General features: G+C 32.2%; 14 protein-coding genes. All 14 read right to left on the reverse strand.

From position 1 onward, the window contains the following. Positions 1-132: 132 nt before the first annotated feature. The 14 genes from RB604_RS07395 to RB604_RS07455 all read right to left on the reverse strand — a co-directional run bounded on the left by RB604_RS07395 (position 133) and on the right by RB604_RS07455 (position 13,874). Positions 133-1,869, reverse strand: coding sequence for a hypothetical protein (locus RB604_RS07395; RefSeq protein WP_007478817.1), 1,737 nt, complete (start codon positions 1,867-1,869; stop codon positions 133-135). Continuing rightward, the gene (locus tag RB604_RS21430) at positions 1,842-2,210 is read right to left on the reverse strand and encodes an HNH endonuclease (protein WP_081504135.1); all 369 of its coding nucleotides are present in this window, start codon (positions 2,208-2,210) and stop codon (positions 1,842-1,844) included. Before RB604_RS21430 ends, RB604_RS07395 begins: the two co-directional genes overlap by 28 nt. Further along, positions 2,140-2,493 carry a hypothetical protein gene (locus RB604_RS07400; RefSeq protein ID WP_007478816.1) on the reverse strand — a complete coding sequence of 118 codons (354 nt, stop codon included), beginning with the start codon at positions 2,491-2,493 and terminating at the stop codon, positions 2,140-2,142. Before RB604_RS07400 ends, RB604_RS21430 begins: the two co-directional genes overlap by 71 nt. After that, positions 2,490-3,437 (reverse strand): HNH endonuclease family protein, encoded by a 948-nt coding sequence (locus tag RB604_RS07405; RefSeq protein WP_007478815.1) that lies wholly within the window; start codon positions 3,435-3,437, stop codon positions 2,490-2,492. Before RB604_RS07405 ends, RB604_RS07400 begins: the two co-directional genes overlap by 4 nt. After that, entirely contained in the window at positions 3,424-5,553 is a 2,130-nt protein-coding gene (locus RB604_RS07410; protein WP_055293469.1) for an AAA family ATPase, read from the reverse strand. The genes RB604_RS07405 and RB604_RS07410 overlap by 14 nt, the downstream gene beginning before the upstream one ends. Continuing rightward, complete coding sequence (locus RB604_RS07415) at positions 5,550-6,974, reverse strand: DNA double-strand break repair nuclease NurA (protein ID WP_007478813.1); 1,425 nt, start codon at positions 6,972-6,974, stop codon at positions 5,550-5,552. Before RB604_RS07415 ends, RB604_RS07410 begins: the two co-directional genes overlap by 4 nt. Before the next feature lie 12 nt (positions 6,975-6,986). After that, positions 6,987-9,041, reverse strand: coding sequence for an ATP-binding protein (locus RB604_RS07420; RefSeq protein ID WP_007478812.1), 2,055 nt, complete (start codon positions 9,039-9,041; stop codon positions 6,987-6,989). Further along, positions 9,019-10,038, reverse strand: a complete 1,020-nt coding sequence (locus tag RB604_RS07425) for a DNA-methyltransferase (RefSeq protein WP_007478811.1) — start codon at positions 10,036-10,038, stop codon at positions 9,019-9,021. Before RB604_RS07425 ends, RB604_RS07420 begins: the two co-directional genes overlap by 23 nt. A gap of 154 nt (positions 10,039-10,192) precedes the next feature. Beyond that, positions 10,193-10,612 (reverse strand): type IV toxin-antitoxin system AbiEi family antitoxin, encoded by a 420-nt coding sequence (locus RB604_RS07430; RefSeq protein ID WP_007478809.1) that lies wholly within the window; start codon positions 10,610-10,612, stop codon positions 10,193-10,195. A gap of 321 nt (positions 10,613-10,933) precedes the next feature. Then, a complete protein-coding gene (locus RB604_RS07435; protein ID WP_007478808.1) occupies positions 10,934-11,869 on the reverse strand; it encodes a DUF5712 family protein in 936 nt (311 codons plus the stop codon). Positions 11,870-11,873: 4 nt separating this feature from the next. Beyond that, positions 11,874-12,458 carry a BfmA/BtgA family mobilization protein gene (locus RB604_RS07440; RefSeq protein WP_055293471.1) on the reverse strand — a complete coding sequence of 195 codons (585 nt, stop codon included), beginning with the start codon at positions 12,456-12,458 and terminating at the stop codon, positions 11,874-11,876. 284 nt (positions 12,459-12,742) lie between these two features. Continuing rightward, positions 12,743-13,075 carry a helix-turn-helix domain-containing protein gene (locus RB604_RS07445; RefSeq protein WP_007478806.1) on the reverse strand — a complete coding sequence of 111 codons (333 nt, stop codon included), beginning with the start codon at positions 13,073-13,075 and terminating at the stop codon, positions 12,743-12,745. Between the two features lie 129 nt (positions 13,076-13,204). Beyond that, positions 13,205-13,549, reverse strand: a complete 345-nt coding sequence (locus RB604_RS07450) for an RteC domain-containing protein (protein ID WP_044093563.1) — start codon at positions 13,547-13,549, stop codon at positions 13,205-13,207. Between the two features lie 43 nt (positions 13,550-13,592). Next, complete coding sequence (locus RB604_RS07455; RefSeq protein WP_007478805.1) at positions 13,593-13,874, reverse strand: hypothetical protein; 282 nt, start codon at positions 13,872-13,874, stop codon at positions 13,593-13,595. Positions 13,875-13,929: the final 55 nt, after the last annotated feature.

Below are 13,929 nucleotides of genomic sequence, written 5' to 3' on the forward strand. Positions count from 1 at the left end.
TGTCATTATTGTGATAAATTTTATTAATACGATTAGAAAAGTGACATCTCTGTTCACCGGACAAACCCCTTCCATTGGTCTTTAATATATAAGAATAATAATTGGGGATCACATCTCCATTCTTCATGATAATTATTTAAAGTTAGGGGCATTTGAAAGAAATATATTCAAATTTGCAAACATTTCATCAATGCTGTCGTAGACTTGCCAGATGGCATTTGCATAGTTATTCGAAATAGCGTTAGGCTGTACTCCCAAATCCGTTAATGCTCTATCAAGTCTTGTTTTTGAATCATTAGCTTTATGAGCATCTAACTGCCTAATACTATTTACAGCTGACAACTCTAATAGAGCATTAAGATTTTTATTTTCTAAAACTCTCTCTACAAGGGTTTCTTTGTTATGTACAGGATGTAAACCACTTTCTTCTGTTATTTTCAGATAAGCTATAATAAGTTCAAGTAATTTTATACTTTTGAATTTTTCGGTTTCTGAAACAGGGAAACCCATCATGTCTACGATTTTTCGTATAGGTTTTTCTTTCAAATTTTCTCCGAACAGAATGTATAGCTTTTTACATCGGGATATAAATTGCTCTCTAGAAAAAGATTTTAAATCGATGTGTTGGGCAATAGCATTAAATTCAGGAAATTCCGACCATCCAGTATATTCAATATGCTCTTCATCTAAACCAATTAAGTCTTTTGATGAATAAGTAAATTCAAATAGTTGATTAGATAAACTTGCTAATATTCTTCCGAATAGAAAATATTTCTTTACTAAACGTTCTGATTTCAAAGCTATATTTTCACCCTCCACAATTTCGGAAGGATGTATGGAAAATTGATTCCAATAATCAATTATTGTATATCTATTGCCTTCATATAGCTTTTTGATTTCAATTTTAATTGCATTTTTGCCTACACGTTCGCAATGAGTTACAGCCCATTGATTTTTATAATTGACACTTCCAGACAAGGGATGGACCTCATAATCTTCATCTGCTTCATATACTGCCAATACTTTGTCGGAAACATATACATATTCAAATGGTATTTCATGTCTTGCTCGCCACTCTGTTACTAATCCATCAATTCCTTTCCAATAATGTCCTACAACTGTTTTTTCTTCATTATTATGATCACTATTTTCTAGTAAAACTTTGAATCCATTTATTTCTAAGCGAGCCATATTCTCTTTGTGGTCCAATCTACTAATTTTTACTTCAAACTGTTTGAAATCCTCTAAAAAGTGTTTCTTATCTTTAAGCAGAATGTAGATTTCTTCATCTATTGGAATATCTCTTTTTATCGTAAATATCTGTATGGCAGTTTTCTTTCTGAAAGCCAAATAAGCTTCTAGATATTCTTTTTTGATCCTCACATAAGTTTTAGAATGAGTAGGATATTTATATTGGGATAAAAGCTTGTTTCTCACTACATCATATTCAGGTTTCTTTAAGTCATCCCATAAAATTTCGTCCTTCAGCAAACGTGGTGATAATTTGAATGCACTTAAAAAGCCTTGGTCAATCATTAATGTGGTATGATTTCCTGAACACCAAGAAACAACTAATGGTTCTGCTTTTTTTAACCCAGAAGATTTTGAAAGGTATAACCAAAAGGAAGGTTTGTATCTGTAATCTTTATCGTAATATGCACTTGAATTATTTACAACTGGATTTATCTGTGATGATTTAATTTTTCTTATCAATGTGTCGGAAATTAAAGCTGTATTTGTGTCTATTGTTTTAGTTAGTCCATCAGCAAGTGTTGTACTAAGTTCAGCAACAGTGATATAATCATCCGAGGATATATCTAGATCTTTAATGAATTTCGCAATTATTTTTTCAGCGTTTTTTGATTCCATTTTACATTAAGAGTATTGTGATATTTGATATTCGCATCCGCTATATTATGCTTAAGCACCTTAAATATTTCTTTATTTAAGTGAATTGCTTTATAGTCTAATAGAGTATGGCAATTGGGACATACACAAACCATATTATCTAAAGTGTCACTACCATTGTGAGGCTTGCCAAGAGGCCAAATATGATGAACTTCTGAATAATATTTATTTTCACCAATCTTTATTTGTGTACCACAAATTTGACATACGTTATTGTATCTTATTTTAAGTTCATCTACTAATTTTTGATTTCGAAGGATTGCCTCTATTTCTCGTCTTATTTGTCTTGCTTCTTCTGGAATTTTTTTTTAAACTAACAATTTCTTCAATATATAATCTGTCCAGATTATTAAAGTGGATGTATTCAACCAAAGAACTTAATCCATTTTTAATATGCAAGTCTTGCTTTATTTGCAAATTAGAATTGGCATGATATTCTTCTTTATTTGAGAAAATAACATAACCTCCCTTATCAAACAAAACACCCGGAAATTTGGTGAGATTATGATACCACTTCCCGTCTTCCCGATAGAGTGCTTGTTTAGCCTCTATGTCTAATATTTTAATTAAATCTTTTCCAGTCATATAAAATATATTTCTTCAAAGTATTTTCTAATTATATATTTTGCTAGCCCTGAGTATTCTTGATTTGTGTTCTTATATCTCTTGAGAATTTTTATCTCTTTTCTCATAATACCTTCAAACCAAATTTTCTCTTCATCAGATTGCTTTGCATACCTATTATAATTAATAATAGACTCTTCGGTTCGTTTTATTTGAGCTTTTATTTGAATAATTTTTTCTCTGCGAGCTTGAACAAGAGCTAACCTATTTAATGCATATACTTGAATGGATTTTTCTGCTCTAAGTATATTTCTCTGCTCTGTTAAATCACTATTGACAATAATAACACCGCTATCCTTATATTTAAAATAATTTTCTATATTTAGATCTTTACAAGGATTAAGTAACAATCTCTCTGTTTCTTCCAATTCAAAAGCTTGTTGATAAGCATTCCTGTCAGAAAAATAAATTTGTCCATGAGTGTATTTTAATCGATATTGTTCAGAAACAAGTGGGAATTGATGCAATTTACCTAAGACAGTTTCTTTCAATATTCCATTAGCAACTATCGTATGGGTATTTGTTTGATTGCAAAAAGGGCAAGCAAACAATAAGTTTTCCCATTCTGCTGCCAGCCAATAATATCCAGGTTTTGTCGGAGTTGCCTCTTTTATTTCTCCTTTAGGTCTGAAATGTTCTATATCACCATTATATATACTGGTTATTTTACTTTCACAATATGCACATTTCCCATTAAACATATTAAGTAGAACCTTCCTCACACTATCGTCCGAATATATTTTATATCCGACCGTTGTAGTCCCAGTTTTTCTGTAAGTAGATGTATGATTATTTTGATCACTAAAGAATTTTAAAGCGTCTATCGTTTCAAGTTCACCTTTACTTTTAGGATTTTTACCTTGTTTAAGGATATCTGGACAATCTATTCTATTAATCGTTATCATAATAATCAAGGTTTAAATTCGTCCAGATATCTTTCACTCGATTTATAACTTCTCTCTTCAAATTTTCTCTATCTAAAGGATTTTTATTATATGCAATTTCTTTAGCTAGCAATTTATCAATAACGGAATACATCAACTCTTCCCGCAAAGATATCCCTAATTGCTGTTTATCTCTAAGTTTATCTCTTAAGCGAGTAATTTCTTCTTGATCTTCCACAGAGGCTTTTTCATCTTTAGCCAATAATTCGTAGTATCTATTAAAATAAGCTTCTGTCTCAGGATCAACCAAGCTGCTTAAGCCAAAAAACTCAGAAGCTAAAATTTGATCCACGCGTAAAGTCGATGGATCAGGTAATTGTCTTATTCCTATAACTTCACCTTCAATATTCTTAAGAAGAAGGATTTCATCCCTTTTAGCACCTCTCAAGCAAAGAGGATGATGAGTTGATATAATAAAATTAATATTGGGAAATACTGTACGTAATTGCTTGACTATGGACATTTGCCATCTAGGATGTAGTTGGTTTCCGAGTTCATCTATTAAAATAATACCTGTCATTTTATCCATATCAGACTGTGCATCAGATAATTTCATCATTATATCAACTGCAAGGATAATCGTGCTTTTAAAACCATCACTTAGTTCAGAAAACAGTTCTTCTGATTTTTTAAACATTATGTCATTATCTTTTATAGTCAATTCATTGCATGAAAAATCATGTGGTAGTAGTTGCTTTATTGAATATGCTACTCTTTCAAAAAACACTGGATCTTTCCGATAGATTGATTTTAACCATTTAGTAATATCATTAAGCGGTTTTATAGGCTGAAATAGATTTTCATAACTAACATTATTTGTATCTTGTATTTTTATAGATTCAGAATCGACCTCTTCAACAGAAAGCCTTAGTGAACCATATCCCATTAAATAAGAATTAAAAGAACCTTCTTGCTTAATTGTATTATCTTTTCTTGTAAGTATAGTGCGAATTATATTACTGCTATTTCTCTCTTTTATCTCAATCTCTGCTTTTTGTTTTCGTTTCTTTATAAGACTTTTAATAAGCGTGGAAGTTATGATTTTTGCATTTGCATTTAAGCCAACAGCTATTGCTTGTAATATAGAACTTTTTCCTACTCCATTTTCACCAAGCAGAATTAACCATGATTTATTATTTAATTCATCTTCCTTAAACTCAATTTTCAAATTTTCAATAGACTTGAAATTTTTGATATGAATGTATTCGATGGGGAAATAGTCATTCGCCAAATATCTCTTGTCTTCATTCTTTATTACTTTTTTATTATTTTGATCTCTATCGCTAAGCCATTCCCTATCATGATTTTTGATATTAAACTCTAAATCTAAAAGAAGATTATCTCCTAATTCATTCAATAGTACCCATTTTTTATATCCGAAAAAAGCAGTAGAATCATTGTCATACTCAAGTATCCGTTGTAGATAACTTATCTCATTTTTATCAATAGACCGTACTCCATTTTTATTTATTTTTTCTAAAATAGTTATTATCTCTTTTCTCGCTTTCTTTCTTCCTTCTATTAAGTCGGTTCTATCATTAAGTCTTAATAGATTTACGGTTTGTTCCCCTTCACGTGTTTTTATTTGGATATGGCCATCATGATTATAATAGAAATGCTCTTGAGGATCATCCACACACGGGTTTAAGAGAAGTCTCTTTTCTTGATCCAAATTATCTTTTACTTTTAATGCTCGGACACCCTGAATAGGGAAATAATTTGCTTTATATTGATTACACTCCTTGCAACTATAAATTAAATTGTCCCATTCAAAAGTAAGCCACCAATACAGATCTTGATTGTATCCATCTTTATCTCTTACTCCATTATGTGGTCTATATCTATCAATTACACCTTTTTCTGGAGATTCAATTATTGTTTCACAGTAACCGCATTTTCCGTAAAATATTTTGTGTAAATCTTCTTTTAATTTTATATCTATTTCCTTATTAAAAGGAAATAGATATCTTTTTTGTTCCCGATTTGAGGCATAGAATGTTCTCATTCTTTCACGGGCAATTTCAACTTTCTCTGAGGATAAAAACTCCGGTGCTTTCCCTTTTTCTATTTTTATCATTCTGAAATATTCTGTTTGGTAAAGTGACGAATAATATTAGAGCCTGGATAATTTGAGAGTGATACTAGTTTATTAACAAGTGCTATAGGGATTATTGCATCTTGATAAATATCACATTTCAGCAAGTCAATATTTAATAATATCTCTTCTATATTTTTCAAATCGCCTAATTGTGGTCGCGAATAGTAATGATGAGTCTCTACTGGTAAAGTCAATACATAAAGCTTCTCTTCTTTTGATTTATATATAAACTTACCTCCATAATACGATGTTCTTGCATACTCCATATTTCCATCGGCTGGCATGATATATTTGTAAATGTGATCATTGTCCATCAGGAATATCTGTCCCGGTTTCATCTTATCTGCAATTTCCTTTGCATGATCCACAAAAGCACCACTTTTTTCAATTCCAATAATATTTACATTGTTGTTCTTTCGCAAAAAATTCAATAAATGTCTCATAGGTTTATACATGTTTGCTGTTTGTCCCACAAAACTTAGTGGTCCATCTTTTACTAAGAGAAATTCATTTAAAAAGCCATGCTTTATTTGAGTTAATATTCTTATCATATGAACCAATAAAAGGTTCTCTGTAGCTGATAAAATATATCCCAGAATTCCTCCTGCACCTAGCTCATTGTCAACAGTTTCAAACAATCTAAAAATATCAGTTAAGAATATATTTTCTCCACAATGAGGACATTTCCATACATAAGAGTTCTTGTCTAAAGCAGCTTCATCAAGGAGGATTTCTAGTTCTTCACAATTTGGACATCGAGAAAGTTGATATGCTTTATTATTACATGAAGTGCATTTGTATAGATAGTCTTCTGTGCCTACTTTATGAAAGGAACAGGCGCAATCATTAGGATTATTCACAAGCTCTGAAAATTCATATTTTCTAAAAAGGAACCAATATAAAGTATTCATCAAAGATTCATCATCTCGATCTTTATTCATAAAGAAATCATAAATGACCTTTCTTACAGCATATTTAAGACTTGTCTGTCCTTTTAAGAGCAGATTTTTGGTTGGTAATGCAAGCTTGTCAGGCATTAGCTTTTTTAGTTCAGCCATATCTTTCGGTGATATAAAGGGGGTTGCGTGCAAACCCTCTAAATACTTCCTTTCGATTAATAAGGTCCCAAACTGAAAATAAGAGATTAAAGATGATGGAAATTTCTTTTTTATAGCAATAGTAGTGTAACCTCCGTCTATGGCAATTATATTTTGAATTCTATTTTTAGTTGGATAAATAATATCATGGAGTAGACTCGGATTTAATTCCATATCCTTTCCTTCAAAGGGAATTACGCATTCATGTATATATTGCTGAATATCGTTATCTGCAATTATATGTCGATGCGAGATTTTACTCGCATATTCAAAAGGTTTTCCTGATGATTTACTATATGACATAAATAATCAATTTTATTCGAACAGATCTATCTGAACAGGTACAACAAATGGGTTTGAATAGGTTTTCATACGCACAAATCCCTTATCATTTTTTGCACTGAAACGAATAAGGGAGTCTGCAAAATCACTAAAATCATAGAACTTACGGAGCTCTCTGATTTCATCTTCATTATTTAAATGAGCAATAAACCAATTTTGGGTGTTTTTTAATATATTAGAGCTTATGGAACTAACTTCCTGAGTTGCATAAATAAGGCCTAAATTAAGTTTTGCTCCTTCTTTAGCAATACGATTATATATTTGGCTTAAGTCTTTATCTTCTTTTTTGGGGAACAAATTATGTGCCTCTTCAAAATAAAATTGTATGAAATTATTAGGCTCCGCCTTGGTGAAATGATTCATAGATCTCTTAAATATATAATCACAAATATCGTTAGAGAATATTCTTTGAATTTTGGGATTACCTTGAGACAAATCAACAATTACGATTCCTCCTGTTCTTAGATGTTCCCAAATATCATCCTGAAATGAAGATTTAAGAGAGCCATCGTGTAATTCCAAAGCTGATTTAAACTTAGAATAGCCACTTACAATTTGACCAGATTCTTTCTTCTGAAATAACATAATTAATAATGATCTAATTTCTTCTGTCAACCAATCTTTGCCACTATTATTTTTTTTGTTTTTTTTAAACTCCTCTCCATCTTTATTCTTCCACATCAATGACCAGAAATAATATGCTTCTTGGATATTCAATTTTTCAAGATTTGTTGCATTGCTAGTTTTGACCACTTTGCTTAATATTTCTTCAGCTTCTTCTTTTTTTAATATATCTTCAATTTCTTCATTTATAGATATTTTTAGTTCTATTTTTTGATTCGTTTTAAACCCTGCTTTATCTAAACAACAAAAATATATTGATTTGTGCTTATTATATTTTCGCCAACCACTATAGTCATCTTTTTCTGGACGTTCAAAACTGACAACTTTGAATCCAGTAAGATAATCTCCTTTTTCATCATCAAGATATTGTAATAAATACTCGAATCCTGTTGTTATATCTTGATAAAAATTCACTTTCATGGTTTTAAAGTCTGCTTCTTCTTTTCGCAGTATGCTATATCTTAGTGTTTTATCTTTGTATTTTTCAAAAATAGCAGTTCCATCTTGAAGATTCTTATTTGCATATTCACCATTTATATCAAATATAATTTGTCCAACAGGATATTTAGGTAAATCATCTTTTGTGAGAGGTTTTAGTTTTTCTTCAAAACTATCATTTGTTGATTTTAATTTTAGTGGAGCTTTTTGAGATAATTTTTCTGTCGCTTCTATGATTTTTTTTACTGTATTTGATTTTCCCGTACGAGTCATTCCAAAGAGTGCGGTTCTTTTACCTAAAATATCATTTGTATGAACGTATACTTTTGCGTCACCATTAAATGCCATAGCCGATTGAAAACTTTTACTCGAACTATATCTCACTTTGCCAATAGGAAATGTTGCATCTGAATTTAGTGGTGTTGCATCATCGGGCTTATTTACAACAAATTCCAGATGTTCATCTGTTATTTTATAAACTTTATAATAATGAGAAGAAAAAAAGTTCTCCACATCTGCCCCAAATTCAATTTTACCACTTTCATTTTTGTAGAAAGTTCCTAAAACGGAACATTCTATGCCAGAAAAGCTAAATTCGAAGCGTGTAAAATCATCTAATGCATTCCCTTTTGATTTCGTAGTAGTGATATCAACATCTTCCTTGTAAAATTCAATTTTAGAAGTTATTAAGTCATTATCACTGGGGATTACACATGGATTTGTAGCTCTTAATAATATAGCTTCTTCACTTTGAACAGTGTTAAAGGGATTGTTGTAAAACGCAAGCATTAGACATCCTTGAGGAATACCTCCTGATTTATACTTCCAATCATCACAAGTAAGTAGATGGGCTTTTCTATAGTCTAGATAAAATGGATAGCCTACAAAATTGTCTGCTAAAGTTGCTACTTGAAAAATATCTATTTTCGCTATCTTCTCAAGTCTATTTTTTATGTTTTCTTCCATTGCTAACTTCTTTTAATGATGAGTTTAATTCTTGTTCACTAAACCTGAGAATGGCTTGTTCAATATAATCTTCTTTTATTTCAAAAGATATCCATTTTCTTTTCAGTTTCTCAGCGCAATATCCTGTTGTATTGCTTCCTGAAAACGGATCCAATACGAGATCATCCTCATCAGTGAGAAAATTAATGAAAAAATTAATTAACCCACCATTCATTCGAGCTGGATGAGGTGTTATACTTTTTTCTCTGCAAGTTTTCAAAAAGTAATCATTTGAGTTCGTATTTGAGAAACTCAGAACGCTATGAGGGAGTCTGACTTTTCTTTTTTCATCAATAGATTCCATTTCAAAAAAATTATGAGAAATGCTTCCTCCATGATTTTTCAAAAAACCTGATTCGCTAATATTATGTTCAGAAGGGCGCTTTCCTGCATTGTATTTCCCTTTCTTTAAAAGTTGTTCCATACTTTTGCTATATGGTCGTAATACTTTAGTATTATCCGCTTTGGGATAATCATTTTTCGCCAACCACCACACATGAGTATAGCTATCTACTGTTCTTATACGATTTACAGTTACCCATTGAGCTGGCGATGGTAGTTTAGATGGATTATAGCATATAAATTCTTGTATTAACCTTAAGTTTGCAGTGGGATGCTTTACTAATCCAAATAAACATTCTAAATGTAACAGAGACTGGACAGGTCTTTCAGGTTCCCACGCATTCCCTATTTCTATAACAAGAGAACCGTCATCAGCCAGCAAATCTGAAAAAATTGGAGCAAGGTCAGTAAACCACTTCAAGTATTCATCTCCCTTTTCATTGCCATATTGCTTCTTATTGTTAAGGGGGAAAGGGGGAGATGTGACAATTAAATTCACTTTTCCTTTTAGCTTGTTTAAATATTTCTTGCTCTTAAGTAATTCTATGGAATTACCTTGAATTAGGGAACCTAATTTTGATTCAAAAATTTTTATTATTTTCTTTTGTTCTTCCATCTTGTCACTATTTACTTTCAGAAAAATGAATTTATATAGATTAGCTGTATCTTTTCAACTAAATTCACTTTTATATTATCCCACGCTCTCTTATTATCATATTCAACGTCTTGTTTCAAAATAATAAAAATATTATCTAAAAACTCTTTGTCTATCATCTTTTCCTCCATATTAGAAAGAAACCTATTTTTGTATTTCCTACAACAAAATCTCGAATAGGCTGTTGCACAATAATTTGATATTCCATATGTTGGTATTTAGCAGCATATAAAGCAACTGTGGAATATAAGCCTATATAGTAGTCTTTTTTCAAATACCTCATCAGTTCATCGATATATAGATAGACAGGAAAGGTACCATTTTCTGCGTATTCAGGAGGAAGTACTATATAAAAGTTTTTTCGGATAGTCACTATTTTGCTATCTGCTTTTAAGCGAGATTTTTTTTTGCGAATAGCCTGTTCTGATGAGTCAAAAGCGTTTTTTAACTCATCAAAAGTAAATGAAAACCTGCCTTTAGATCGGATACTAAGCAGACAATCATCAATATACTCGTTTTTTTTTCTCTTTTCCAATTCATAAATAATTAGCACAAATGTACGAAATGTGTTCGTAATCGCAAATTATTTATTATGAAAGATATAGAATTTATCAAGAATACGTCCAAGTAAACGACTGAAAGACATAGGAAGATGAAGATCCCAATATCAACGCATATATTTTCATTTTTATTCTTGTTGAACACTTCTCCTATGGAAAGATTGCATAATGCAATGTTTTTAGAAAATTTACTCTTTTTGTAAGCGAAAAAGAAGAAATCTTCTAAAACCCAAAGGGCTTGGCATTTCCGTTTCAGACTTGGAATATACCTTGTTTCACAAGTATAAAAGGGATTATTACCACTTAAAGCCTTGTTTGGACTTCTTCTTTTTTCTTTTCACGGGTATTTGTTGTTCATCATTACTGTTAGGCTCAGGAGCAAGCAAACCTAATGCAGAAGATAATCCCAAATCTGGAAGATTGAAACTTTGCTTATTTTCAGTATTGTTTAAAATGTTATTACCTTGTTTATATGCAACCTTGTTTTCAACTTGTTCGTTCTGCTTATCTGCATGCAAGCCTGTTTGTTTATTTTCTTTTTCACTGGCAATCTGTCGTTCCTGCATATTGAGTTGGTCGGAGATACTGCCATTCTTCATCGTGTTATAATATTCAAAAGATTCGGTTAGTTGTTTATCATAGTTGAATAACCTGCCGAATCCCAGTTCTGCCTGTTGAAATAAGCTCTTTCTATCAAAGCCGCCTTTAATAGGTCCTTTCTTAGTATTCTTATGGTTGGTAAGTGGGGATAGTTTTTTCTTATTAGATTGATCTTTTCGACTTACTATCAAATGGCAGTGCATATTCAGTTCGTTATCGGAGTGGCTACGGTTAAAATGTATCTTTCCGTAAAATTTTATATCTGCTTCGGATAGTCCTTTGTTGAAGTTCTTAGCATATTCAGGAATAAACACTTCCCGGATATACCGCTTCATGGATTCGGCTTGTTCATGTTCTGTATTACCCATTGCTTGAAGTTCCTTTTCCGATGGGCTGACATGAATAGCATAAAACTTAGCATCTGTTTTTAAGAGTTGTCCGATATTACTATCTATATCCTTTATTACTTTTGATTTGTAGATATTATTCTCTGTCAGATTGAAAAAGCTATCAGTATAAAGACCTTTCTCCATTCGTTCTAAATCTTCATGCTCTAAATAATTAGCTAGCTGTCGGCTACTTCCTGCATTGTTATATGTTCCGTTTGATGGTAGAGCAAAATCTATGTGCATAATCCTATGTATTTATTAGATTACAGATTTCAGTCTTCAAGTTCTCCTTCCTTTTGCTATCCATCACACCACAAGCGGACAACTCCGAATAGAGTTGTATAAGTTGAAGCAGCTTCTTATAATCCCGTTGATGTATCTGGTAGAGTACATTTATCTGTTTGGATTGGTTGTTAATCACATCGGCATGATTGCAGAACTGTTCACTTAACTTTTTGAGTACGGCTGTGTGTTTCTCCTGACTGGCTTCCAGTTGAGAGAGAATAAGAGTTTCTAAAGTCTTACCGATAGCATCAAAACGTAAAGCGATAGAATTTGTTGCCCGTATCATGGGATTCAGTTGTTCTTCCTCATAGTGACGGATGAAGCGGATAATATCATCCTGTCTCTTATTTATTTTCGCCAGTTCCGATTTTACGGATTCAGGGGCTTCGGATGGGTTGATATGTGCCTTATCTATATACCCGAACGCCAATTTTACAACTTCACTCTTTTTCAGTAAATAACGTTTGCATATCTTCTCTACCAAAGCTGCCGTTTCCTTATCTATGGAAATGGTAGTGAATATCGTTTTTCGACTGCTGTTTGGCATGGTAATTACTTTTTTATAGAAATATGAATAGATAAATACCTGATAATAAGCATTACAAAGAAAATACTTATTACAGGTGTCATTACAGCGTGTTCTTGTAACACGCTAAAGCCGAAGGCTTTGCCCCGCAGGGCAAGAGGGAAGAACAGGACTTGTCCAGTTCCCTCTTGCTCGATTTAGCGAAACGGGCTGAATCGCTAGGTGAAGCAGTTTCTGTTAAATCGAGGTGACAACACAAAGAAATAGCCCGCACACAGGCTTCTTCCCTCTACTGCGTTTTGCTATCAGGGCTGATTTGTCAACTGATTGTCTTTTTCAAACCGTTTGTAGGTTTGAGAATCGGCACGTTCACGAACAAAAGCTCGAATATCTACAGCCCGATAATAGGTTTTCCTTCCGATAGTGAAATAAGGAAGTTGATTATTTACTCTGTAGCGTTGAAGAGTTCGGAAAGATACTTTCAGGAGAAAAGCTAAATCCTGATTATCAAGAATCTTCTCATTATCATCTAGTACTGTATCAGTATTGATAAGAGATTTCAAATCTTGTCCGATTACGGTGAGTTTTTTGGATAGCTTTTCCATCCACTTCTCGAAGTTTTCATTGTCTATATACATTTTGCTTCATTTTTTAGTTCAACATTATTATTTTCAATCGATTGATGAAGCAAAGTACGGTAAATGGATGCAAATAAGTTAGGGGTGTAGTATATCTACTCCCCTAACAATTGTTGGTAAGTTCCTGATTTATAGATAGCCTTTCTTTTTACTTTCTTCGGCAATAGCTTTGCGAAGTGTATCTAAAAATTCAGTTGCTTTAGATGGCTTGCGCTTTATGACGCTTTCGTGTTTCTTGTGAACATCTCCTAATTTGATATTAAAGAGGTGTTCAAATGCTCTCCCAATTTCTGTTAATGGTGATTTTGTTCCGGCATGGGTTACTACTCTTTGTGATAGGAATAGTCCACTAATCAACTCCATGATTTCAACTAGGTTGGTATTGTCGGTCAAATAGAGTGGTGAAGGTGGAAGGCTGCTTATTCTATTTTGAAATTGGCTGGGGTACTGAATTTTTAGATTCAGCAGTTCCATTTCTGCGGTAATAGTAGCCTGTACCTTTTGTATGAACAGCTTTTTAAGCGCATTTTTCCCCCTGCCCGTAAAGAGGTATTGTTTCAAGTAAAGCTATCTCGATACGGGTAGCTGCAAGAATTCGATAAGTAGTTGAATAATTATTTCCATTACTTATAGTTCTAATCTGTTCAACAAATTCGCCATAGGCTTCTTGCATTTCATTATTAGTTACTTCTTGTGAGGTTTCAGAGAATAGTCCGAACATCCTCATGTTTAACAATACATTCATAAGCATAATTTTAATGGTAAGTATTATATAGAAAGACTTAACGTCTGATTTCATGCTTTTATATTACCAATAAATATCCATTATGCCAGAAAATACTAAAATCAATCTA

Origin of the sequence: Bacteroides salyersiae, from assembly GCF_031172035.1 — a bacterium.
GTDB classification, from domain to species: Bacteria; Bacteroidota; Bacteroidia; order Bacteroidales; family Bacteroidaceae; genus Bacteroides; species Bacteroides salyersiae.

Bases quoted from the DNA above. Each gene is read 5' to 3' on its own strand.
- RB604_RS07425 (WP_007478811.1), bottom strand. From the start codon at position 10,038: ATGGAAGAACAAAAGAAAATAATAAAAATTTTTGAATCAAAATTAGGT.
- RB604_RS07445 (WP_007478806.1), bottom strand. From the start codon at position 13,075: ATGTATATAGACAATGAAAACTTCGAGAAGTGGATGGAAAAGCTATCC.
- RB604_RS07400 (WP_007478816.1), bottom strand. From the start codon at position 2,493: ATGACTGGAAAAGATTTAATTAAAATATTAGACATAGAGGCTAAACAA.
- RB604_RS07455 (WP_007478805.1), bottom strand. From the start codon at position 13,874: ATGAAATCAGACGTTAAGTCTTTCTATATAATACTTACCATTAAAATT.
- RB604_RS07405 (WP_007478815.1), bottom strand. From the start codon at position 3,437: ATGATAACGATTAATAGAATAGATTGTCCAGATATCCTTAAACAAGGT.
- RB604_RS07450 (WP_044093563.1), bottom strand. From the start codon at position 13,549: ATGGAACTGCTGAATCTAAAAATTCAGTACCCCAGCCAATTTCAAAAT.
- RB604_RS07410 (WP_055293469.1), bottom strand. From the start codon at position 5,553: ATGATAAAAATAGAAAAAGGGAAAGCACCGGAGTTTTTATCCTCAGAG.
- RB604_RS07435 (WP_007478808.1), bottom strand. From the start codon at position 11,869: ATGCACATAGATTTTGCTCTACCATCAAACGGAACATATAACAATGCA.
- RB604_RS07420 (WP_007478812.1), bottom strand. From the start codon at position 9,041: ATGGAAGAAAACATAAAAAATAGACTTGAGAAGATAGCGAAAATAGAT.
- RB604_RS07440 (WP_055293471.1), bottom strand. From the start codon at position 12,458: ATGCCAAACAGCAGTCGAAAAACGATATTCACTACCATTTCCATAGAT.
- RB604_RS07395 (WP_007478817.1), bottom strand. From the start codon at position 1,869: ATGGAATCAAAAAACGCTGAAAAAATAATTGCGAAATTCATTAAAGAT.
- RB604_RS07415 (WP_007478813.1), bottom strand. From the start codon at position 6,974: ATGTCATATAGTAAATCATCAGGAAAACCTTTTGAATATGCGAGTAAA.